This is a genomic window from Streptomyces sp. NPDC051310, from assembly GCF_044455245.1.
In the GTDB taxonomy this organism is placed as follows: domain Bacteria; phylum Actinomycetota; class Actinomycetes; order Streptomycetales; family Streptomycetaceae; genus Streptomyces.
The window spans coordinates 420,967-442,882 of sequence record NZ_JBITEO010000004.1; the positions used below are offsets into that span (position 1 = coordinate 420,967).

Here is a 21,916-nt window from a genome sequence, read left to right on the forward strand (position 1 = left end):
CGGTCCGCCGCAGGTCGCGACGATCACGGCCAGGGCTCCGTCGCAGTAAACCCGGTAGCTGCCGCGGTAGTTGCGTCTACGCCTCCGTGACCGCGCAACTGTCCGAATGCGGGTCTGCTGTGAGGGCTTGAGGGGAGGAGACCGTCAGTGCGCGACGCCGACCAGGCCTGGCACCAGCATGTTTGCCCGGGTCATGCCCCCAGGTCCTCCGTCACGGGCAGGCACTCGGCGAGCAGGGCGACGACGTCGCGCCAGGCTCGCTGCGCGTGCTGTCGGTGGTAGCCGACGCCGGGGACCACGGGGTGGTCGACCGGCGGGTGGTGGAAGGCGTGCAAGGCTCCGCCGTAGACCGCGAGGCGCCAGTCGACGCCCGCGGCCTGCATCTCGGCGGCAAACGCGTTTCGTTGCGCGGGCGGCATGATCTGGTCTTCCGACCCGACCCCGGCCCACACCGGGCAGCGAATGCGCGCCGCCTCGCCCGGTCGGCCCGTGGTCAGTGCGTTGACTGTCCCGATCGCGCGCAGGTTGACGCCGTCACGCCCGAGTTCCAGCCCGACGGCGCCCCCGGTTCCGTAGCCGACGGTGGCGATCCGGTCGGGGTCGGTCCGGGGCTCGGTGCGCAACACGTCGAGCGCCGCATGGCCGATCTCCCGCATCCGGTCGGGATCGGCGAGCAGTGGCATGCAACGGGCCAGCATCTCCTCGGGGTCACCCAAATAGCGCCCGCCATGGAGGTCGAAGGCCAGCGCTACATATCCCAGCTCGGCGAGAGCATCGGCCCGGCGGCGCTCGACGTCGCTGAGCCCCATGCCCTCTGGTCCGAGCAGCACCGCGGGCCGGCGGTCGACACCGGCCGGGAGCGCGAGGTGCCCGATCATCGTCAAACCGTCGGCAGGGTACTCGACCGTACGCGTCGTGATCTTCGTCATGAGACTGGACTGTAGTGATCGTCGAGTCCGGTCCGGCCGGTGTTCTGCCGCTGGCAGAACACAACGGTGTCCCTCCGAAATACGGGACGCGCCCGGCGCTCAGGGCTTCAGGGATCATCCCGTCGCCCCTTTGGCGCGTATCTCTGGCGCATGTCGCTCGGGCGCGGGTTGGGGCCGCCGTCGGGCCAGAAGGAGGCCTCGACGCCGACCCCGCCGCGGAAGGTGCCGCTGTCGTCGATGACCTGGAGCATCGGCTTCACATGGGAGTTGCCGGTGCAGCACTTCTCACTCCGCTTCATGGCAAGGCAGGTGCACCGTTCCGCCGTGCGGCGGCGCCGGGGTGCCGCCGCCGTCCCCGGCTTTGGCTTCGGCCGGTCGTGGTGGTGCCGCCGCTTGGTGAGGGCCTGCTCCTCGGCAGCCATCCGAGCGCCGCTGCGCGCCATGGACTCAGAAGGACGCGGCGCGTCGCTGCGCCGCGTCGGGGGGCGTCCTCGCCCGGCGGGGTGCGGTCCGGTCGCGCGAGGGGCCCGGCACCGCGCCGCGCGGGCGCGTCCGGGGCGGGAGCCGGCCGTCCGGGGAGCGCGGCGCGTCCCCGGAACGCCTTCGGAGCGTGCGGCGCCGCCTCAGAGCGCGGCCAGCACCTCGTGCAGGGCCGCGATCACCTTGTCCTGCACGTCGGGCGCGAGCCCCGGGTACATCGGCAGCGAGAAGATCTCGTCCGCCAGCCGCTCCGTCACCGGCAGCGAGCCCTTGGCGTACCCCAGGTGCGCGAAGCCCGTCATGGTGTGCACGGGCCACGGATAACTGATGTTGAGGGAGATCCCGTACGACTTCAGCGCCTCGATGATGTCGTCCCGGCGCGGGTGGCGGACGACGTACACGTAATACACGTGGTCGTTGCCCTCGGTGACGGACGGCAGCACCAGCCCGCCGGGCCCCGTCAGGTCCGCGAGCCCTTCGGCGTAACGCCGGGCGACCGCGCGCCGGCCCTCGATGTAGCGGTCGAGGCGGGTGAGCTTGCGGCGCAGGATCTCCGCCTGCACCTCGTCGAGCCGGCTGTTGTGGCCGGGCGTCCGCACGACGTAGTACACGTCCTCCATGCCGTAGTAGCGCAGCCGGCGCAGTGCACGGTCGACGTCCGCGTCGTCGGTCAGCACGGCCCCGCCGTCGCCGTACGCACCGAGGACCTTCGTCGGATAGAACGAGAAGGCGGCGGCGTCGCCCAGCGTGCCGGCCAGCTCGCCGTGGTGGCGCGCGCCGTGCGCCTGGGCGCAGTCCTCCAGCACCACCAGGCCGTGCTCCTCGGCCAGGGCGCGCAAGGGCGCCATGTCGACGCACTGCCCGTACAGGTGCACCGGCAGCAGGGCCTTCGTCCGCGGGGTGATGGCGTCCGCGACCTGGTCGGTGTCCATGAGGTGGTCATCGGCGCGGACGTCCACGAAGACGGGTGTGGCACCGGTGCCGTCGATGGCCACCACCGTCGGCGCGGCCGTGTTGGAGACGGTGACGACCTCGTCCCCCGGGCCCACCCCCAGCGCCTGCAGACCCAGCTTGACGGCATTGGTGCCGTTGTCGACACCGGCGCAGTGGCGCAGGCCGTGGTAGTCCGCGAACTCCTTCTCGAACCCGTCCACGCTGGGGCCGAGGACCAACTGCCCGGAGGCGAAGACGGTCTCGACGGCGTCGAGGAGGTCCGCGCGTTCGTTCTGGTATTCCGCCAGGTAGTCCCAGACGTAGGTAGTCACGGAGAGCTCAACCTCCAGAGTGTTTCGATGGGGTGGTGGGAAGCCGGTGCGCGCGGACCAGGTCGTGCCAGCAGTCGCGGACCGACTCCCGCAGCGAACGGCGCGGTGCCCAGCCCAGCAGGGCGCGCGCCGCGCCGGTGTCGACCCGCAGCCAGTCCTCCCGGTGACCGGCCGCCCGGACCGGAGCCGGGCGCTCCACCACCCGTGCCGGAATGCCGCTCGCCTCGATGAACAGGTCGACCAGGTCGCGGACGGCGACCGCCTCGCCCCGCCCGATGCCGACGGCGACCGGGACGTCCGGCGCGCAGGCGGCGGCCACGACGGCGTCGGCCACGTCCCGCACGTCGACGTAGTCCCGGTGCGCGCGCAGCCGGGACAGTTCCACGACGGCCTCCGCACCCGTCGCGGCGGCCGCCAGCAGCCGCTCGGCGACCTGGCCCAGCAGACTGATCCGCGGGGTGCCGGGGCCCGACACGTTGGACACCCGCAGCACCACACCGTCGACCCACCCGCCCGAGGTGCCCCGCAGCACCGCCTCGCTGGCGGCGAGCTTGCTCCTGCCGTACGCCGTGTCCGGGCGCGGTACGGCGTCGGCGCCCACCGAACTGCCGGGCGTCACCGGGCCGTACTCCAGCACCGAGCCGAGGTGCACCAGCCGCGGCCGCGCGGACATCAGCGCCAGCGCCTCCAGCAGGCGCAGCGTGGGCACCGCGGTGGCGGACCACATCTGCTCGTCGGTACGGCCCCAGATGCTCCCTACGGAGTTGACGATCGTGTCCGGACGCTCCGCGTCCAGGGCCGCGGCCAGCGCCGCGGGATCCGTACCGGCCAGGTCCAGGGTGACGCAGCGGTACGGCACCGGCTCCTCGGGCGGGCGGCGGCCCACCACCACGACGTCACGGCCCCGCGCGGCGAACGCCGCGCACACATGGCGGCCGACGTACCCGGCGCCGCCGAGGACCACGACGCTCCCACTGCCACTGCCACTGCCACTGCCGTTGTCGTTGCCGTTGCGGTGCCGGGAAGCCTCCGGCTCCGGCGACGCACCGGGCCCCCGCGCGCCGGGACGGGGCCCGCGCTTCGGCATCGGATCGTTCACCATGTGACGGGCAGTCGCTCCGGCACCCGCAGCAGCAGCCCCGGCTGCCAGCGTACGTCCGCCGCCGGGACGGCCAGGCGCAGCCCGGGCAGCCGCCGGGTGAGGACCTCCAGCACCACCTGGATCTCCAGCCGGGCCAGCGGGGCGCCCATGCAGTAGTGGATGCCGTGGCCGAAACCCAGGTGCGGATTGCGCTCCCGGGTGAAGTCGAGACGCTCGGGGTCGGGGAAGACCTCCGGGTCCAGGTTGGCGGCGGCAACGGAGGTGAACACGGCCTCCCCGGCGCGGATGAGCGTGCCGCCGACCATGACGTCCTCCAGCGCGATCCGCGCGTAACCGTCCACCGTGGTCAGCGGCGTGAAGCGGAGCAGCTCCTCCACCGCTCCGTGGATCAGCCCCGGGTCCTCGACCAGCGACGCGTACAGCCGGCGGTCGCGCAGCAGCAGGTACGCGAAGTTCCCGATCTGCGTCGCCGTCGTCTCGTACCCGCCGACCAGCAGCCCGGCGCCCAGCATGTACAGCTCGTTCTCGGACAGGCGGTCCTCGTCGTCACGCGCCTGGACCATCGCCCCCAGCAGGTCGTCCGTCGGCGACTCGCGCCGCTCCGCGACCAGCTGCGCGAGGTAGCCGACGAACTCCTCACCGGCCCGCCTGACCTCCTCGGGCGGCAGCGCGGTCGACAGCAGGGCGTCGGAGAACCGCTGGAAGACGTGCCGGTCCTCGTAGTCCACCCCGAGCAGCTCGCAGATCACACCGATCGACACGGGCAGCGCGACCGCCTCCAGCAGATCGGCGGACGTCCCCGCGGCGGTCATCCCGTCCACGAGCCGGTGCGCGAGGGCGGTGACCGACGGGCGCATCCGCTCCACCCTGCGGTGCGTGAACACGCCGCCCGCCAGCCGGCGCAGCCGGGTGTGCTCGGGCGGGTCCATCGCGACCAGCCCGCCCGGCTCCAGCAACTGCTCGGTGGGGCGGGGGACGTCCTTGCCCGCGCCCGCCGCCATGCTGAACCGCGGGTCGCCGAGCACCAGTCTGGCGTCGGCGTGCCGGGTCACCATCCACGCCTCGCCGCCGTACGGCATACGGACCCGCGCCACCGGCTCGCGCTCGCGCAGGTACCCGTACAGGGGGTCCATTCCGAGCCCCGTGGCGGTGCTGAACGGATACGGCCGCGCGGCCGCGCCGGCCTCGGCCGGGGCAGCGGCCCCGGGGGCCGCGTCGGTGGTGGAACTGTCGGACGTCATGAGCCTTTCCTGCCGTCAGCGGTACGGATCGTGCGCGCGTGCCCGGGCTCCGCCCTCATCCCGGCCCGGGTACGCCGCCCGCGCCGCACAGCCGCGCGTGGTGGTCCCGGTAGGCGCGGTAGGAGGGGAGGAGGCCGAGCCGCTCCGCCTCGGCGAGGGTGGGCGCGCCGGCGTCCTGCGCGGAGAGCACCGGTTCGATCCCGTCCGGCCAGGCGATCGCCAGGCCGGGGTCCAGCGGACTGATCGCGTGGTCGAGCTGCGGGGCGTACCCGCTCGAACACAGGTAGATGAGCGTGGTGCGGTCCGTCAGCGCGAAGAACGCCCTGCCCAGGCCCGCCGCCACGTACACGGCGGTACGGTTGTGCTCGTCGACGTGCACCGCCTCCCACCGCCCGAAGGTGGGCGAGCCGGTCCTGATGTCGACGACCACCTCGATCCCCGCCCCCTGGACGCACGCGCTGTACTTCGCCTGGCCCGGCGGCAGCCGGGTGAAGTGGATCCCGCGCAGCGCACCGCGCCGGTTCACCGCGACGTTCGCCTGCACCAGCGGCAGCGTGTGCCCGGTGGCACGCCGGAACCGCTCGCTCTGGAACCACTCGTGGAACTCGCCGCGCCGGTCGGGGTGCACCTCGGGTTCCACCACCCAGGCACCCTCGATGCCGAGCGGGCGCGGAACGCCCTTCTCCTCAGCCACCGTTGCGCCAGTAGGCACCCTGCCGGTCCACCTGGTGGATCTCGTCGTCGATGCCCATGCGGTCGCGGAAGTCGTGCACGGCCTGCCGGCAGGCCGGGATGCAGTAGTCGTCGACGATGACGTACCCGCCCGGCGACAGCTTCCCGTACAGGTGGGTCAGGACGTCCATGGTGGCGCCGTACGAATCGCCGTCCAGGCGCATGACGGCGAGCCGCTCGACCGGCGCCGTCGGCATGGTGTCCTTGAACCACCCCGGCAGGAACCGGACCTGGTCGTCCAGCAGGCCGTAGCGGGCGAAGTTCTCGCGCACGGTCTCCAGGCCGGTGGGCAGGCTCACCGCCTCGTTGTACTGGTGGAGGTCCATCTCGACGTCCATGGGGTGGTCGTCGGCCTCCGTCCTGGGGAACCCCTGGAAGGAGTCGGCGACCCACACCGTGCGGTCCGTCACGCCGTGCGCCTTCAGCACCCCGCGCGCGAAGATGCACGCACCGCCGCGCCACACACCCGTCTCGATGACGTCACCCGGCACACCGTCCCGCAGTACGTCCTCGATGCACTGGTGCAGGTTGTCCAGCCGCTTCATGCCGATCATGGTGTGCGCGACCACCGGGTAGTCCTCACCGCTCTCGCGGGCCTCCCGGTCGAAACGGGGATCCGTGATGAGGCCCGCGGCGTGCGTCGGGTCCTCGTAGATCATGTTGGTGACGACCTTCTTCAGCAGGCCGAGATACAGATCTCGGCCGTCCGCGGTGGCGACTGTCAAAGGGATCCTCCAGCGAGGCGGGAGCACCGGTGCCTGACGGGTGCCCATGAGGGCTTCGACGCTAGGGACAGTGGGCGGTGGAACGCCACTCACCCGCGGATCCGTATGTCAGGTCGGCCATCGGCCCTGACCAGGCCCCCCGGCACGGCCCGCGCGCCGGTGGAACCGCCCCTGCCGTCGCCCTCGCGTCCGTCCGGGCGTCCGCCCTCGCGTCCCGCCCCCGCCGTCTGCCTCCGCGTCCGCCCCCGCATCCATCTCGCGCCCGCCTGCGCGTCGGGCCCCGCGCCCCGCCGCCGTCCGCGCCGGCTTCCGTGGCCCGGGGCCGGCGCCGCACCGACCTGACGAAGATCGACGGACCTTCCTTGCCGGTCGTCGCGGCACCGTGCTTCGTTGAGCGGGACGCGGCGGGCTGTGCGCGCCGTACCGGTTGCCGAAGACGTAAGGGGAATCCGTTGCCCACAGCACGTGCCGCCGACGCCGAGGCGCAAGCGGAGGTCTCCTGGCCGATGGCCCGCACCTGCCCCTTCCAGCCCCCCGCCCGGTACGCCGAGCTGCGCGCCACCACCCCCGTCGCCCCCGCCCGCGTCTGGGACGGCTCACGGACCTGGCTCATCACCAAGCAGGAGCACATGCGGGCCCTGCTCGCCGACAGCAGGGTCCGGATCGACCCCGCCGGACTGCCGCGGCTCTCCCCGGCCGACGGCGAGGCCGAGGCGACCCGCTCGCTGCTGACCCTCGACGCCCCCGACCACGGCACCCTGCGTCGTGTATTCATCCCCGAGTTCACCGTACGCCGGGTCCGCGCCATGCGGCCCGGCATCGAACGGATCGTGGACGGGCTGCTGGACCGGTTCGACACCCTGGAACGCCCCGCGGACCTGGTCGCCGAACTCGCCCTGCCCATGTCCACCCTGGTCATCTGCGAGCTCCTCGGAGTGCCCTACGAGGACCACGCCTTCTTCCAGAGCCGCAGCGAGCGCGCCACCAGGCTCATGGGGGACGACGAATCGGTGACCGCGCTGCTCGAACTGCGCGACTACCTCGACCGGCTGATCACCGCCAAGGCCGGTGCCACCACACCCGACGGCGGCGTCATCGGCACCCTCGCCGCCCAGGGCCTGCGCACCGGCGAGCTGACCCACGCGGACGTCCTCGACAACGCCGTGCTGCTGCTCGCCGCCGGACACGAGACCAGCGCCGCGATGACCGCGCTCAGCGCCCTGACACTCCTCCAGCACCCCGACGCGTGGCGGGAACTCACCGAGAACCCCGCACTCCTGCCCGACGCCGTCGACGAGCTGCTGCGCTACCTCACCGTCGCCGACGGGCTGCGCCGCTCCGCCGCCGACGACATCGAGCTCGACGGGCACACCATCCGGGCCGGTGACGGCCTGATCTTCCTGCTGGCCTCCGGCAACCGCGACGAGGACGTCTTCCCCTCCCCGGACGCCTTCGACATCCACCGGCCGGCCCGCCAGCACGTCGCCTTCGGATACGGACCCCACCAGTGCCTCGGCCAGAACCTGGCCCGCCTCGAACTGGAGGTCACCCTCGGCGCGGTGCTCCGCCGGCTGCCCGGGCTGCGCCTCGCCACGGACGTCGACACGCTCCGGGTGAAGGAGGACTCCGCCATCTTCGGGCTCCACGAGCTGCCCGTCACCTGGTGACGGAGCCACGGAAGCCACCGCGAACGAAGGACGCATGACATGCGTGTACGCATCGCCAGGGACCTGTGCGTCGGCGCGGGCCAGTGCGAACGCTCCGCCCCCGAGGTCTTCGCCCAGGACGACAGCGGCCTGAGCCGGGCCCTCACCCGGACGCCCCCCGCCGCACAGTGGCCCGCCGTCCACGAGGCCGCCGGCCTCTGCCCGGTCGGCGCGGTCCTGGTGACCGAGGACGGGGACGCGGACCGGGCCGCGCTGCCGGACGCGCACCGGAACGTGGACCGAGCCGCGCACCAGGACGTGGACCGAGCCGCGCACCGGGACGTGGACCGAGCCGCGCACCGGGACGCGTCCCGGGCCGCCCCGAACGACCGGCGGGAGACGTCATGACGAGCGGCCACTGGGCCGGACGGACCGTGATGGTCACCGGCGCGCTGGGTTTCATCGGTTCCCACTTCGTCGAGCGGCTCGCCACCGAGGGCGCCACCGTGATCGGCCTCCACCGCACCGACCGGCCCGTGATCCGCAAGGAACTCACCGCCCTGGCCGGCGACCGGCTCCGGCTCGCCCGCGTCGACCTCGGCGACGAGCACGAGACGCGCGCCGCCTTCCGCTACCTGGCCCCGCACATCGACGCGGTCCTCCACTGCGCCGCCCTGGACGGCAACGCCCAGTACAAACGGGAGCACTCGGCCGAAATCCTCGACGCCAACGTGCGCACCACGGCCCACCTCCTCAACTGCGCCCGCGAGTTCGAGGTGGACAACGTCCTCCTGCTGAGCTCCTCCGAGGTCTACTGCGTACCGCGGACCGCCCCGGCGTCCGAGGACGAGGACATCCGCCGCAGCCCCCAGTACACCGAGAACGGCTACGTACTGTCGAAGATCTTCGGGGAGATCCTCGCCGACCACCACCAACGGCAGTTCGCCACCCGGGTCTTCCGCATCCGCCCGGGCAACGTGTACGGCCCCCGGGACAGCGCGGCCGGCGCCCACAACCGGGTCATCCCCAGCATGGTCGCGCGCGCCGCGTCCGGCGAGGAGATCGAGATCTGGGGCGACGGCAGCCAGACCCGGTCCTTCATCCACGTGTCGGACCTGGTGCGCTGCGCGCTGCGGGTGGTCGAGACCGGCAAGTACGACGTGGTGAACGTCGGGTCCGCGGAGGAGGTGTCGATCCTGGAGCTGGCCCGTCTGGTGGCCGCGGCCCTCGACGTGCCCTCCCGCGTCCGGACCGACCCCGGGCGGCCCGCGGGCGCGGCGGTCCGCAGGCTGGACCTCGCCAGGATGCGCGAAGTGATCGACTTCGAGCCCCGCTCGCTGCGCGAGGGACTGCGGGACACCGTGCGCTGGTACCGCGACAACGCGCACCCGCAACCGTAGACCGCCCGATCCGTCACCGATTTCTCCCGCCGTTCCCTTCTCCCGCTGATTCCGCCCTCCCGCCGATTCCGTCACCGATCCCCTCACCGAACCACGACCTGGAAGGCTCTCCGTGGCCGAGAACACCGACCTCTCCCTCGTGCAGGACATCATCCGGGCAGCCGGAGGGCACGCCGCTTCCCTGGGCGAACTGACGGAGCGCCACCGCGCTGCCGACGTCGCCAGGGTGCTGATCGACGAGATCTGCTCGCGCTCCCCGGCCCCCGTCAACGAGGAACCGGTGCTCGTCGAGTTCGTCGTGCGCACGGCCGGCGAACGGCTGGCCCACTGGCTCCGCGCCGTCCAGGGCGCACCCGTCCGCACCGTCCCCCGCGGCGGGGAATTCGTCGCCATGAGGATCGAGTACGACCTGGCCGACCTGGTCCGCGAGTTGTTCGGCCCCTCCCGGGAGCATCCCACCGGCGTCCGCGGGACCACGCTGTTCCCCTACGCCGGCTCCGACGCCGCCGACAAGATCGGCCCCTACTTCCTGGCCGCCCAGCAGGCCACCGCCACCGTGCTGGCCGGCTGCACCTCCGCCAAGCCGGACCTGAACGAGCTGACCTCCCGCTACCTCACACCCAAATGGGGATCGCTGCACTGGTTCACCCCCCACTACGACCGGCACTTCAGCCCCTACCGGAACGAAGAAGTACGGGTCCTGGAGATCGGCATCGGCGGCTACAAGCACCCCGAGTGGGGCGGCGGCTCCCTGCGCATGTGGAAGCACTACTTCCACCGCGGGCTGATCCACGGCCTGGACATCGTGGACAAGTCGCACGCCGACGAACAGCGCATCACCACCGTCATCGGCGACCAGAACGACCCGGACTGCCTCGCGGAGATCGCCCGGAAGTACGGCCCCTTCGACATCGTCATCGACGACGGAAGCCACATCAACGAGCACGTCCGCACCTCGTTCCACGCCCTGTTCCCGCACGTGCGCAACGGTGGCCTGTACGTCGTCGAGGACCTGTGGACCGCCTACTGGCCCGGCTTCGGCGGCAACGAGGACCCCGAGCGCAGCGGCGCGACCAGCCTCGGCCTGCTGAAGTCGCTCATCGACAGCCTCCAGCACGAGGAACTGCCGCCCGCGCAGGGCCGCACCCCCGGCTACGCGGACCGCCACGTGACGGGCCTGCACGTCTACCACAACCTCGCCTTCATCGAGAAGGGCACCAACGCCGAGGGCGGCATCCCGCCCTGGATCCCCCGCGACTTCGACTCCCTGGTGGCCGCCTCCTCCGGAGGCGCCGCATGACCCCGCGTACGACGGGCCGGCGGCACCGCCCCGCCGGTACCGCGCCCCGGAGGACCGCATGCGCATAGCACTGCTCACCATGGGCTCGCGCGGCGACGTGCAGCCCTTCGTCGCCCTGGGCAGCGGCCTGCGCGACCGCGGGCACCACGTCGTCCTCGGCGCGCCCGAGGCCCTGCGCCCCCTGGTCGAACGGGCGGGCCTGGAACACCGCACCACACCGGGTGACCCGGACGGCTTCTTCACGATGCCGGAGGTGGTGGACGCACTGCGCCGCGGACCGTCGATGAGGAACCTCATCAAGGCCCTCCCCAAGGCGCCCGAAGGCTACGACCAGCAGGTGCTGGACGAGATCGAGACCGCGGCGGAGGGCGTGGACCTCGTCCTGCACTCGCCGCTGACCGTGGCCGCCGCGTTCGGCACCGCAAGGACACCGTGGCTCTCCGCCTGCTGGTGGCCCAACACGGAGACCACCGCCTTCCCCGCGATCGAGTCCGGCCAGCGCCTGATGGGCCCGCTCACCCCGTACTACAACCACTTCACCCATGTGCGGGCGGCCACCGAGGACTGGCGGTGGCGCGGCCCCGAGATCGACGAGTACCGCGCGCGGCGCGGCCTGCCGCCCTTCGGCGCCGACTCTCCCCTGCGCCGCCTCGGCCGGGACCAGCCCCACCTGTACCCCTTCAGCCCCAGCGTCCTGCCCAAGCCCGCCGACTGGCCCGCGCGCTGTCACGTCACCGGCTACTGGTTCTGGGACGAGCCGGGCTGGGAACCGCCCGCCGGGCTGGAGGACTTCCTGGCCGGCGGTACGCCGCCGATCGCGCTCACCCTCGGCAGCACCTGGCCGGTCCACCGCCAGGAGGCCACTTTGGAGTACGCGATCGCCGCGGCGCGCGGCGCCCGCCGCCGGCTCGTCGTGGTCGGCGGCCCGGACGGGGCGCTGCCCGACGACGTCTTCCGGGTCACCGGTGCCGACTACTCCTGGCTGTTCCCCCGTACCGCCGCCGTGATCCACCACGGCGGGTTCGGCACCACGGCCGAGGTGCTGCGCGCCGGAGTGCCCCATGTCATCGTGCCCGTGTTCGCGGACCACCCCTTCTGGGCAGCCCGGCTGCACCGGGCGGGACTCGCCGGCCCGCCGGTGCCCATGCGCCGGATGAACCGCCAGGAGCTGCTGGCGAGCGTACGGGAGGCGGCGACCGACCCGGCCGTGGCCGCACGGGCCCGGCGGCTCGGGGACGCCGTGGCGGCGGAGCGCGGGGTCGACACGGCGTGCGACGTCATCGAGGAGTGGGCCACCAGCAAGGGGATCGCGGCGGCCACCGTCTGAGGCGCCCCGGCGCGCTCCACTCGTTCGGCCCGGGCCCGGCGGGACCACCCTTGCCGGGACCGGGGGAGGGGGAGGGACCGGGACGCGGACCCCAGGTGCCGCGCGCCGCGTCGGGGAGGTTCGCGGACCGGGAGCGGGGCCGTCGGCGGCGGCTCGCTCACGCCGCCTTGCGGCTGAGGCGTCCGGGCAGGTGAGCCGGGGTCACGCCAGCGGACGGTACGCGGTCAGCGAGACGGACAGCGTCACGTCACAGGGCTCCGGCAGCCGCGCGATCCGCTCCTCCAGCCGGCCGCCGTCCTGGTGCCAGGCGTTGGGACCCATCCCCACCAGCTGTGGCAGGGCCTTGTGGTCCAGCGCCATGGTGCTCCGCGCCCGCTCGCGGGCCACCTCGGTGAAGTGCGCGCCGAACCGGTCGGCCAGGCGCTCGTCCTTCTGCTCGTCCACCCGCAGCAGCCCGAGGGAGTCCACCAGTTCGCGCAGATGGTCGGGCTGCGGTGTCACCACGAGGAGCACGCCCCCCGGGCGCAGGATCCGCCGCAGTTCGGCAGGGTTGCGCGGTGCGAAGACGTTGAGGACCACGGACGCGGCCCCGTCGCCGAACGGCAGCCTGTCCCAGGCGTCGGCCACGACGGCACTGATACGGGGGTGGGCCCGCGCGGCGCGGCGGGCGGCGAACTTGGAGATGTCGAGCAGGATGCCCTCGGATCCCGCGAACTCCGACACCACGCGCGCGTGGTAGTAGCCCGTGCCGCCGCCGATGTCGACGACGCAGCCGGGATCCCCGTCCACCGGCTCCGGAGCCGTCCCGCGGGCCAGTGCGGCCAGGGACTCGGCGATCGGCGCGTAGTGGCCCCCGGCGAGGAAGTCCGCGCGGGCCGCGACCATGCCGGCGGTGTCCGCGCTGAACCTGACCGCCCCACGCAGCAGGTTCACGTACCCCTGCTTCGCCACGTCGAAGCTGTGCCCCGAGCCGCACCGCAGGGTGCTGCCGTCCATCGTCATCGTGCCGGAACAGTGAGGACAACGAAGGTACCGCACCGCCTCTTTCCGCATCGTGTCCCCTGGTGCCGCCGTGGTCGTGACAAGAGCCCAGCTTATGCAATGCGGCGCGGGCGACGCGCCCCGCCCGAGCGGCGAGCGGGTGCGTCAGGCGCGTCAGTACAGCGTGTGGGCACACGCCACCAGGGTGCGCAGCTCGATGTTGAGGTAATTGCCGTGCGCCAGCAGCCCGGTGAGCTGAGCGAGCGACAGCCACGCGAAATCGTCCGGTGCGTCCTCCGGGAAGTCCGGCGGGACCTCCACGATCACGTAGCGGTTCTGCGCGTGGAAGAAGCGCCCGCCCTCCTCGGACTGGACGGCGTCGTAGCGCACGTGCTCCGCCGGCGCGGACAGCACGTGCTCCAGGTACGGCGGGCGGGGCAGCCCCTCCGGACCTGTGTGCTCCTCCGGCCGGCACTGGACCGTGGGGGCCAGCTCGGCGACGTTCAGGTGCCCGACGTCCACCCGCGCCTGCACGAGCGCGTGCAGCACGCCGTCGACGGACTTGACCAGCAGCGCCATCAGCCCCGGCACCTGCGGCTCGATGAGCGGCTGCGTCCAGGAGGTGACCTCCCGGCTGCTCGCGCTGACCTCGGCCGCCATGACCCGGAAGTGCCGCCCGCTCTCGTGGGCGATCTCGTGCGGCGCGCGGTACCAGCCGTCCACCGTCACCGCGTCGAGCGGCACCCGGTTCTGCACCAGCTCCCGCAGCGCGCGCACACCCGTGAACCACGTCAGGACCTCGGCCATGCCGTGCCGCGCCTCGCCCGGCGCACCGAAGAAGGAGCGCAGCACGGGGGACGGGGCGGACGTGTCGGCGTCCGCCGTGGGCAGGCAGGCGAGGATGGACCGGGCGTCCATGTTGACCACGTTGTCCAGCAGCAGCAGCCGGCGGATCTGCCCCAGTGTCAGCCAGCGGAAGTCCTCCCCGATGTCGAGGTCGTCGTCCGCCGCCAGCTCGACGATCATGTTCCGGTTGCGCTTGGCCAGGAACCAGTCGGCCTGTTCGGACTGGATCGAGTCGACCAGGACCCGCGCCCGTCGCGGCCCCATGAACAGGTCCAGGTACCGGATGTCGCGCCCCCGGTGCACCCCGGTGAAGTTGCTGCGGGTGGCCTGCACGGTCGGCGACACCTGCAGGACGTTGACGTTCCCGGGCTCCATCTTGGCCTGCATCAGGAAGTGCAGCACCCCGTCGATCTCCCGCGCCACGATCCCGAGCAGCCCCACCTCCGGCTGCACGATGATGGGCTGCGTCCAGCCCCGCTCGGGCATGCGGTCCGTACGGACGTGCAGCCCCTCGACGGAGAAGAAGCGGCCCGACGCGTGGTGCAGGTTTTTCGTACCGGGGTGGAAGCTCCAGCCGCGCAGCTCCGCGAAGGGAATGCGGGACACGTCGAAGCGCCCCGCCCTCAGGCGTTCGGCCAGCCAGCCGGAGATGCCGTCGAACGGCGTGACCGGGCTGTCCGGAGTGCGCGCCGAGACCAGCACCCGCCGCGCCGTGTCCACCGGGTCACCGGGCCGGGCCGCGTCCGCACGGCGCCGCACGGCGGCGGGCGGGGCCGGGGCGCGACGCGGCGGTACGGGCCCGGAGGTGGTGTCCGCGGCGGGACGCGACGGGACGGGTCCGGCGGTCGTGTCCGCGGCGGGACGCGGCGCGACGGGTCCGGCGGTCGCGTCCGCGGTGGTCGTGCCGGCGAGGGCGTGGCCGATGGTCCGGCACACCTCGTCCATCCGGTCGTTCAGATAGAAGTGACCACCGGGGAAGGTGTGCAGGGCGAAGGGGCCCGTGGTCAGTTCCCGCCACGCCCTCGCCTCCTCCAGCGGGACGTTGGGGTCACGGTCACCGGTGAGCACCGTGACCGGACAGTCCAGCGCACCGCCGGGCACGTACGCGTACGTGCCCGCGGCCCGGTAGTCGTTGCGGATCGCCGGCAGGGCCAGCCGCAGCAGCTCCTCGTCCTGGAGGACGGCGTCGTCGGTGCCCTGCAGCGTGGCGATCTCCGCGATCAGCGCGTCGTCGTCGAGGAGGTGGGCGACGTCCCGCCGGCGCACCGTCGGCGCACGGCGGCCCGACACCAGCAGGTGGACGGGGGAGGCCTGCCCGGTGCCGCGCAGCCGGCGCGCGACCTCGTACGCCACCGTGGCACCCATGCTGTGCCCGAACAGTGCGAACGGACGGTCGGCCCACCGCAGGATCTCCGGCACCACCTGGTCCACCAGACCCGATATGGACGGGATGAACGGCTCGTGCCGGCGGTCCTGGCGGCCCGGATACTGCACCGCCAGCGCCTCCACGGTCTCGTCCAGTCCGCGGGCCAGGGAGACGAAGGAGGTCGCGGCGCCGCCGGCGTGCGGGAAGCAGACCAGACGCAGTTCCGGATCCCGCACCGGGCGGTAACGGCGGACCCACAGACCCTCGTCCGGGTGTCCGGCCGGTGACGGGGCTCCCGGGACGGGTGGTGCGGAACGGGTACTCACGGCGGATGCAGCTCCTCGCGGTCGGTGGACCGCTGTCAGGGACGGCGCGTCGGGTGCGGGCGTCGGGTACGGGCGTCAAGGCGGGGCGGGAGGGGACCGGACGGGGCGGGAGGGGACCGGACGGGGAGGTGGGAGGGGGCCGGGTGGCGGGCCTTGCTCCGGGGCCTGGACGGGGCCTGCGGAGGCGTGCAGGGCCCGGACGCGCGGTCAGTCCGGGCGCCGGGCCTCCTGCGCGACCTTCTTCAGCGGTTCCCACCACGAGCGGTTCTCCGCGTACCAGCGCACCGTGTCCGCCAGGCCCGTCGTGAAGTCCGTACGCGGGGTGTAGCCCAGCTCGCCCGCGATCTTGCCGATGGCCAGCGCGTACCGCAGGTCGTGCCCCGGCCGGTCGGCGACGTGACGCACCGACGAGGCGTCGGCACCGCACAGGCCGAGCAGCCGTTCCGTCAGCTGCCGGTTGGTCAGCTCCGTACCGCCCCCGATGTGGTAGATCTCGCCCGGGCGCCCGCGGGTCGCCACCAGGCTGATCCCGCGGCAGTGGTCGTCCACGTGCAGCCAGTCCCGGCTGTTGCCGCCGTCGCTGTACAGCGGCACCGTCAGGCCGTCCATCAGATTCGTGGCGAAGAGCGGGATGACCTTCTCGGGGTGTTGGTACGGGCCGTAGTTGTTGGAGCACCGGGTGACGACGACCGGCAGGCCGTACGTCCGGTGGTAGGCCAGCGCCAGGAGGTCCGACGCCGCCTTCGAGGCGGCGTACGGGGAGTTCGGCGCCAGCGGCTGGTCCTCGCGCCACGACCCCTCGGCGATCGAGCCGTACACCTCGTCCGTGGAGACGTGGACGAACCGGCCGGCCCGCGCCTCCACCGCGGCCTGCAGGAGGGTCTGCGTCCCCCGTACGTTCGTCTCCACGAACGCCGACGCGTCGGCGATGGAGCGGTCCACGTGCGACTCCGCCGCGAAGTGGACGATGACGTCCGCCCCCCGCACGACCCGGGCCATCACCTCCGCGTCCCGGATGTCGGCGTGCACGAACTCCAGCGACGGATGGTCCGCGACCGGGTCCAGGTTGGCGAGGTTTCCGGCGTAGGTCAGCTTGTCGACCACCACCGTCCGTGCTCCGGCCAGATCCGGATACGCCCCGGCCAGCAGTTGTCTGACGAAGTGCGAGCCGATGAAGCCCGCACCTCCGGTGACCAGCAGGCGCATGGGAGCACAGACCTTTCTTCCATGGACGGGGGCGGGGGCGGGGGTGGGGACGGGAGGGCTGGGGGGCGTAGCCGGAAGGGTGGATGGTCGGGTGGGCGGCTAGGCGGCCGGTCCGGGCATGAGGGTCTCCGCCACGTCCATCAAGTACCGGCCGTAGCTGGAGCTTTCGAGTTCGCGGCCGAGCTCGTGGCACTGCTGCGCGCTGATGTACCCCATCCGCAGCGCGATCTCCTCGATGCAGGAGATCCGCACGCCCTGCCGCTGCTCCAGGAGCTGGACGTACTGCCCCGCCTGGAGCAGCGAGCCGTGCGTGCCCATGTCCAGCCAGGCGAAGCCGCGTCCCAGTTCGGTCATGCGGGCGCGGCCCTGTTCCAGGTACACCTTGTTGACGTCGGTGATCTCCAGCTCGCCCCGCGGGGACGGCGTCAGCCGCCGGGCGATGTCCACCACGCCGTTGTCGTAGAAGTACAGGCCCGTCACCGCGAGATGGGAGCGGGGCTTCTCCGGCTTCTCCTCCAGGGACACCAGCCGGCCTTCCGCGTCGACCTCGCCGACGCCGTAGCGCCGGGGGTCCTTCACCGGGTAGCCGAACAGCTCGCAGCCGTCCAGTCGCGCCGCGGTGGTGGCCAGCACGGAGGAGAACCCCGGCCCGTGGAAGACGTTGTCCCCCAGGATGAGGGCGACCGGGTCGTCCCCGATGTGCTCCTCGCCGATGAGGAACGCCTCGGCGATGCCCCGGGGCTCCTCCTGCTCGGCGTAGTCGACGCTGATCCCGATGCGGCTGCCGTCACCCAGCAGCGAGCGGAACATCTCCAGGTGCGTCTTCGAGGTGATGATCTGGATGTCCCGGATCCCCGCCAGCATGAGCACCGAGAGCGGGTAGTAGATCATGGGCTTGTCGTAGACCGGCAGCAACTGCTTGGACAGTGCCCCGGTCAGGGGGCGCAGGCGCGTGCCGCTGCCGCCCGCCAGGATGATGCCCTTCATGGGCCGCCGGTCCGCCATCGTCTTCGTCATGGAGTCGCCGCCCGGGTCAGGAGCGCGTCACCTGAACGGGAAGGTGACGCGCGGTGAGCTGATCCGCGTCGTAGAACTCCACCCGGTCGTGGTCGATGCGGTAGTCGGTGAATTCGTCCAGGACGAGGTCCAGGAACACCTTGGCCTCCTGCCGGGCGAGGAACGCACCCAGGCAGTGGTGGATACCGTGCCCGAACGCCATGTGCTTATTGGAGCTCCGCCGGATGTCGAATCGGTCCGGGTCCGGGAAATGATCCGCGTCCCGATTGGCCGAGGCACTCCAGGCGATCACCATCTGATGTGCCTTCATCGGGTGCCCGAGGATGTCCGTGTCCTCCGTCAGCAGCCGGAAAATGTTGTTGAAGGGGCTGCGGTAGCGCAGGGTCTCCTCGATCGCCCCGGGAATGAGCGAACGGTCGGCCCGTAATGCGGCCAGCGCTTCCGGATGCTCCTCCAGGACCAGGAACAGATTCCCGAGGAGCGTGGCGCTCGAAATGTGGCCTGCGGTGAGCAGCAGCGCCACGATATTGACGATCTGCTCGTCCGTCAGGCGCTGCCCGTCGGCCTCCGCCTCGATGAGCCCGCTCATCAGGTCGTCGGCCGGTGCCGCGCGCTTCTTCGCGATCTGCGCGTACAGGTAGTCCGACCACTCCTTGATGGCCGGCCCCATCGTCTCCGCGAAGTCGTCGGGCAGGTGGGGGTACTGCAGTCCCTCGTTGTTGAGGATCACGTCCACCCACTCGCGGAACAGGTCCCGGTCCTCGGCGGGGATCCCCAGCAGCTCCGCGATGACGATCACCGGCAGGGGGTACGCGAGGTCGGCCACCACGTCCAGCCGGTCCCGCTCCCGCAGATCCGCCAGTAGCCGGCGGCTGATGACGGAGATCCGCGACTCCAGCCGGGCGATGCGCCGCGGCGTGAACGCCTGCGAGACCAGTTTGCGCAGCGGTCCGTGCCGGGGCGGGTCGATACCGCCGAAGGTGCCCGGACCCATGAGGAGGGCCAGCTCCTCGGGCACGGGGAACACCGGTGAGAAGTCCGACGAGAACAGCTGGGGATTGGTGGAGACGGTGAGGTAGTCCTCGTAGCGGAAGACCTGCCACGCCTGACGGGACTCGTCCCAGAACACCGGTGCCTCCGCCCGGCACCGGGCGAACCACGCCAGCAGCTGCCGTGCGTCGGCGTCCGCCGGCTGGGCGAGCGGATGGACGGACGGCTCCGGTTCCGTAGCGGCTGCGGTGTCCCTGGTCTGCGTCGTCATCTCGACTCTCTCGTGGGGGCTGGATCTCCCTGCCGGGCCGTGAGGCCGCGCCGTGACCGGTGGCAAACCCGGGACACGTCGCGGAGCGAAGGGTGGGGGCGACCCAGCGGTCGACGTTCGGAATGCAGGAGAGTGGTCTGGCCGTATCCATCGCATTGCCTGGCCGGTACGAAACCGGTTACGTGTCCGGCTCTCGTCCGATACACGTTTCGGCATGGCTCCGGTGGATGCGTCCGGTGTTTGTCGGGTGCGATGTCCGGTACGTGTCCCGTGCGTCGGCGACTGTTCCGTGCCGTCCGGTGCCGTCCGGCACGGCAAAGCCACGCCGTTTGCCATGTCGATGGGCCATTCGGTCATTCGGTCATTGCCGTGTGGAATGCCGTGCAATGCCGAGAAAGCTAGACGGCGGCCTTCCGCGTCCGCAAGCCGGGACCTGACATAGTGCCCGGGGGGCTTCCCACCAATAGAGATGACGACGTTCGGGTGTCGCGGGCGACCTGACACAGTTGCCCGACAGATATCGAGCAGCCGTCCCGACCGGAGGTTGGCTGACGGAGTTGACGGTCAGCTCGGTGCCCCGCCCTCCTTACCCTCCCGCTCCTTACCTCCCGCCCCTCCTTCGAGCGGACACCGGCACATCGCGCCACTCGCTATGGCTTTGGCTACGGAGACTTGATGAACGCGGAATTCGGTGTGAAGCGCAACGGCGACGACGGCGACAACGACGGCACGGGCCGGCAGACCGGCTCCGGCTCAGCCTCCGGGGCAGGCGCGGGCGTGGAGACCGGCCCGGGCGCGGGTACGGAGATTGGCTCCGGCACGGGCGCGCGCGTGGAGTCCGGCTCGGGCGCGGGTACGGAGACCGGCCCCGGCACGGGCACCCGGTCGGGCGCGGGCTCCGCGAGGGTGCACGAGTCCCACGATGACGCCGCGCCCATCGCCGTCGTCGGGATGGCGTGCCGCCTCCCCGGTGCCGGCACCGTGGACGAGTTCCGGGAACTGCTGCGCGCCGGCCGCAACGAGGTCACCCGGCGTCCGGACGGGACATGGCGGGCCGCCCTGGCGGACCACGCCGGCTTCGACGCCGACTTCTTCGACATGTCTCCGCAGCAGGCCGCCGCCACCGACCCCCAGCACCGCCTCCTCCTCGAACTCGGCTGGGAGGCGCTGGAGAGCGCCGGCATCGACCCCGGCCGGCTCGCCGGCACCGCCACCGGTGTCTTCGCCGGCATCGCGTCCGACGACTACGCGACTCTCGTGCACCGTGCCAGGTCGGCATCCGGCGCGCACACCGCCACCGGCCTGCACCGGGCCCTCGCACCCAACCGCCTGTCCTACTTCCTGGGCCTGCGCGGCCCCAGCATCGCGGTCGACACGGCCCAGTCGTCGTCGCTGGTGGCCGTACACCTCGCCTGCGAGAGCCTGCGCCGCGGGGAGAGCACACTCGCCGTCGTCGGCGGTGTGCACCTGGTCATGGCGGACGAGAGCACCACCGCCATGGAGAAGATGGGCGCCCTCTCGCCGGACGGGCAGTGCCACACCTTCGACGCCCGGGCCAACGGGTACGTCAGGGGCGAGGGCGGCGCCGCGCTCGTCCTCAAGCCGCTCGGCAAGGCAATCGAGGACGGCGACCGCGTCCACTGCGTCATCAAGGGCGGCGCGGTCAACAACGACGGCGGCGGCGACAGCCTGACCACACCGCACCGCCAGGCCCAGGAAGCGATGCTCCGCGCGGCGTACACCCACACGGGGACGCGCCCCGAGGACGTCCGGTACGTCGAGCTGCACGGAACCGGAACCCGGGCCGGCGACCCGGTGGAGGCCGCCGCGCTGGGCGCTGTCCTGGGCACCGCGCGTGCGGAGGCCGGTCTCGCCCCCCTCGCGGTGGGTTCGGTCAAGACGAACATCGGACACCTGGAGGGCGCCGCCGGCATCGTCGGCCTGCTCAAGGCCGCGCTGTGCGTACGGGAAGGAATACTGCCGCCCAGCCTCAACTACCGCACGCCTCACCCGGACATCCCCCTCGACCAGCTGCACCTGGACGTGCAGACGGCTCTGGAGCCCTGGACCGAGGAACCCGGCAAGCGCCGCGTCGCCGGTGTGTCGTCCTTCGGCATGGGAGGGACGAACGCGCATGTGGTGCTGGAGCAGGCGCCGGGCGAGCCGGAGGTGCCCTCGGAGCCGGTGATGGCTCCTGTTCCGGTGGTGGTGTCGGGTGCTTCGGCGGAGGCGCTGGATGCGGGGTTGGGGCGTCTGGGGTCGTTCATCGAGGGTGGCAGCGGGCTGGGTGTGGGGGAGGTGGGGTGGTCTGCGGTCCAGCGTTCGGTGTTCGATCACCGTGCGGTGGTGGTGGCGTCCGGGCGTGAGGAGCTGCTGGCCGGTTTGAAAGCCCCGGTCATTACGGGGGCAGCTGGTGCGGTGGGTCGGTCGGTGTTGGTGTTTCCGGGTCAGGGGACGCAGTGGGCCGGTATGGGTGCGGAGCTGCTGGAGTCCTCGCCGGTGTTTGCGGCTCGTATGGGTGAGTGTGCTGCCGCGCTGGGGCCGTTCGTGGAGTGGGACCTGCTGGAGGTGGTCCGCTCGGGTGAGGGGTTTGAGCGGGTGGATGTGGTGCAGCCGGTGACGTGGGCGGTGATGGTGTCGCTGGCGGAGGTGTGGGCCAGTGCGGGCGTCCGGCCGGATGCGGTGGTGGGGCATTCCCAGGGTGAGATCGCTGCTGCTGTGGTGTCTGGTGCGCTGAGTCTTGAGGACGGGGCGCGGGTGGTGGCG

The 21,916-nt window shown here is 72.2% G+C and carries 18 protein-coding genes; 6 read left to right on the forward strand and 12 right to left on the reverse strand.

From position 1 onward, the window contains the following. Nucleotides 1-191 precede the first annotated feature (191 nt). The 7 genes from ACIA79_RS08960 to ACIA79_RS08990 form a co-directional block, all read right to left on the reverse strand. On the reverse strand, nucleotides 192-929 hold the full coding sequence (locus ACIA79_RS08960) for a dienelactone hydrolase family protein (protein WP_399427463.1): 738 nt from the start codon (nucleotides 927-929) through the stop codon (nucleotides 192-194). Nucleotides 930-1,036: 107 nt separating this feature from the next. After that, complete coding sequence (locus tag ACIA79_RS08965; RefSeq protein ID WP_399427464.1) at nucleotides 1,037-1,228, reverse strand: hypothetical protein; 192 nt, start codon at nucleotides 1,226-1,228, stop codon at nucleotides 1,037-1,039. A gap of 324 nt (nucleotides 1,229-1,552) precedes the next feature. Then, nucleotides 1,553-2,674, reverse strand: a complete 1,122-nt coding sequence (locus ACIA79_RS08970) for a DegT/DnrJ/EryC1/StrS family aminotransferase (RefSeq protein WP_399427465.1) — start codon at nucleotides 2,672-2,674, stop codon at nucleotides 1,553-1,555. Nucleotides 2,675-2,681: 7 nt separating this feature from the next. Then, complete coding sequence (locus ACIA79_RS08975; RefSeq protein WP_399427466.1) at nucleotides 2,682-3,761, reverse strand: NAD-dependent epimerase/dehydratase family protein; 1,080 nt, start codon at nucleotides 3,759-3,761, stop codon at nucleotides 2,682-2,684. 8 nt (nucleotides 3,762-3,769) lie between these two features. Further along, on the reverse strand, nucleotides 3,770-5,017 hold the full coding sequence (locus ACIA79_RS08980; protein ID WP_399427467.1) for a cytochrome P450: 1,248 nt from the start codon (nucleotides 5,015-5,017) through the stop codon (nucleotides 3,770-3,772). Between the two features lie 55 nt (nucleotides 5,018-5,072). Then, nucleotides 5,073-5,711, reverse strand: a complete 639-nt coding sequence (locus ACIA79_RS08985; RefSeq protein WP_399427468.1) for a dTDP-4-dehydrorhamnose 3,5-epimerase family protein — start codon at nucleotides 5,709-5,711, stop codon at nucleotides 5,073-5,075. Further along, entirely contained in the window at nucleotides 5,704-6,474 is a 771-nt protein-coding gene (locus tag ACIA79_RS08990; RefSeq protein WP_399427469.1) for a TylF/MycF family methyltransferase, read from the reverse strand. Before ACIA79_RS08990 ends, ACIA79_RS08985 begins: the two co-directional genes overlap by 8 nt. 452 nt (nucleotides 6,475-6,926) lie before the next feature. Here ACIA79_RS08990 and ACIA79_RS08995 point away from each other — a divergent pair, with 452 nt between their 5' ends. The 5 genes from ACIA79_RS08995 to ACIA79_RS09015 all read left to right on the forward strand — a co-directional run bounded on the left by ACIA79_RS08995 (nucleotide 6,927) and on the right by ACIA79_RS09015 (nucleotide 12,147). Then, nucleotides 6,927-8,141, forward strand: a complete 1,215-nt coding sequence (locus ACIA79_RS08995; protein ID WP_399427470.1) for a cytochrome P450 — start codon at nucleotides 6,927-6,929, stop codon at nucleotides 8,139-8,141. Between the two features lie 39 nt (nucleotides 8,142-8,180). Continuing rightward, nucleotides 8,181-8,528, forward strand: coding sequence for a ferredoxin (locus ACIA79_RS09000; RefSeq protein WP_399427471.1), 348 nt, complete (start codon nucleotides 8,181-8,183; stop codon nucleotides 8,526-8,528). Further along, nucleotides 8,525-9,520, forward strand: a complete 996-nt coding sequence (locus tag ACIA79_RS09005; RefSeq protein WP_399427472.1) for an NAD-dependent epimerase/dehydratase family protein — start codon at nucleotides 8,525-8,527, stop codon at nucleotides 9,518-9,520. Before ACIA79_RS09000 ends, ACIA79_RS09005 begins: the two co-directional genes overlap by 4 nt. 112 nt (nucleotides 9,521-9,632) lie before the next feature. After that, nucleotides 9,633-10,820: a hypothetical protein gene (locus ACIA79_RS09010; protein ID WP_399427473.1), complete on the forward strand. Its 1,188-nt coding sequence runs from the start codon at nucleotides 9,633-9,635 to the stop codon at nucleotides 10,818-10,820. Nucleotides 10,821-10,878: 58 nt separating this feature from the next. Next, nucleotides 10,879-12,147, forward strand: a complete 1,269-nt coding sequence (locus ACIA79_RS09015) for a glycosyltransferase (RefSeq protein ID WP_399427474.1) — start codon at nucleotides 10,879-10,881, stop codon at nucleotides 12,145-12,147. Nucleotides 12,148-12,348: 201 nt separating this feature from the next. Here the strand turns inward: ACIA79_RS09015 and ACIA79_RS09020 are convergent, their stop codons facing one another. From ACIA79_RS09020 to ACIA79_RS09040, 5 genes are all read right to left on the reverse strand, one after another. Then, a complete protein-coding gene (locus tag ACIA79_RS09020) occupies nucleotides 12,349-13,200 on the reverse strand; it encodes a putative RNA methyltransferase (protein ID WP_399427475.1) in 852 nt (283 codons plus the stop codon). A 102-nt stretch (nucleotides 13,201-13,302) separates the two neighbouring features. After that, a complete protein-coding gene (locus ACIA79_RS09025) occupies nucleotides 13,303-15,666 on the reverse strand; it encodes an alpha/beta fold hydrolase (protein WP_399427476.1) in 2,364 nt (787 codons plus the stop codon). 207 nt (nucleotides 15,667-15,873) lie between these two features. Next, nucleotides 15,874-16,872, reverse strand: a complete 999-nt coding sequence (gene rfbB / locus ACIA79_RS09030; RefSeq protein ID WP_399427477.1) for a dTDP-glucose 4,6-dehydratase — start codon at nucleotides 16,870-16,872, stop codon at nucleotides 15,874-15,876. A 99-nt stretch (nucleotides 16,873-16,971) separates the two neighbouring features. Then, a complete protein-coding gene (gene rfbA / locus ACIA79_RS09035; protein ID WP_399427503.1) occupies nucleotides 16,972-17,859 on the reverse strand; it encodes a glucose-1-phosphate thymidylyltransferase RfbA in 888 nt (295 codons plus the stop codon). A gap of 46 nt (nucleotides 17,860-17,905) precedes the next feature. Continuing rightward, complete coding sequence (locus ACIA79_RS09040) at nucleotides 17,906-19,150, reverse strand: cytochrome P450 (RefSeq protein WP_399427478.1); 1,245 nt, start codon at nucleotides 19,148-19,150, stop codon at nucleotides 17,906-17,908. A 675-nt stretch (nucleotides 19,151-19,825) separates the two neighbouring features. On the opposite strand from ACIA79_RS09040, the gene ACIA79_RS09045 reads away from it, so the two are divergent. Next, nucleotides 19,826-21,916 (forward strand): type I polyketide synthase (locus tag ACIA79_RS09045; RefSeq protein ID WP_399427479.1); only part of this gene is annotated, 2,091 nt, incomplete at its 3' end.

What these genes read in the sequence shown, in the direction of transcription:
- ACIA79_RS08960 (WP_399427463.1), bottom strand. Translation starts at nt 929, where the DNA reads ATGACGAAGATCACGACGCGTACGGTCGAGTACCCTGCCGACGGTTTG.
- ACIA79_RS08965 (WP_399427464.1), bottom strand. Translation starts at nt 1,228, where the DNA reads ATGAAGCGGAGTGAGAAGTGCTGCACCGGCAACTCCCATGTGAAGCCG.
- ACIA79_RS08975 (WP_399427466.1), bottom strand. Translation starts at nt 3,761, where the DNA reads ATGCCGAAGCGCGGGCCCCGTCCCGGCGCGCGGGGGCCCGGTGCGTCG.
- ACIA79_RS08980 (WP_399427467.1), bottom strand. Translation starts at nt 5,017, where the DNA reads ATGACGTCCGACAGTTCCACCACCGACGCGGCCCCCGGGGCCGCTGCC.
- ACIA79_RS09000 (WP_399427471.1), top strand. Translation starts at nt 8,181, where the DNA reads ATGCGTGTACGCATCGCCAGGGACCTGTGCGTCGGCGCGGGCCAGTGC.
- ACIA79_RS09005 (WP_399427472.1), top strand. Translation starts at nt 8,525, where the DNA reads ATGACGAGCGGCCACTGGGCCGGACGGACCGTGATGGTCACCGGCGCG.
- ACIA79_RS09015 (WP_399427474.1), top strand. Translation starts at nt 10,879, where the DNA reads ATGCGCATAGCACTGCTCACCATGGGCTCGCGCGGCGACGTGCAGCCC.
- ACIA79_RS09020 (WP_399427475.1), bottom strand. Translation starts at nt 13,200, where the DNA reads ATGCGGAAAGAGGCGGTGCGGTACCTTCGTTGTCCTCACTGTTCCGGC.
- rfbB (WP_399427477.1), bottom strand. Translation starts at nt 16,872, where the DNA reads ATGCGCCTGCTGGTCACCGGAGGTGCGGGCTTCATCGGCTCGCACTTC.
- rfbA (WP_399427503.1), bottom strand. Translation starts at nt 17,859, where the DNA reads ATGAAGGGCATCATCCTGGCGGGCGGCAGCGGCACGCGCCTGCGCCCC.
- ACIA79_RS09040 (WP_399427478.1), bottom strand. Translation starts at nt 19,150, where the DNA reads ATGACGACGCAGACCAGGGACACCGCAGCCGCTACGGAACCGGAGCCG.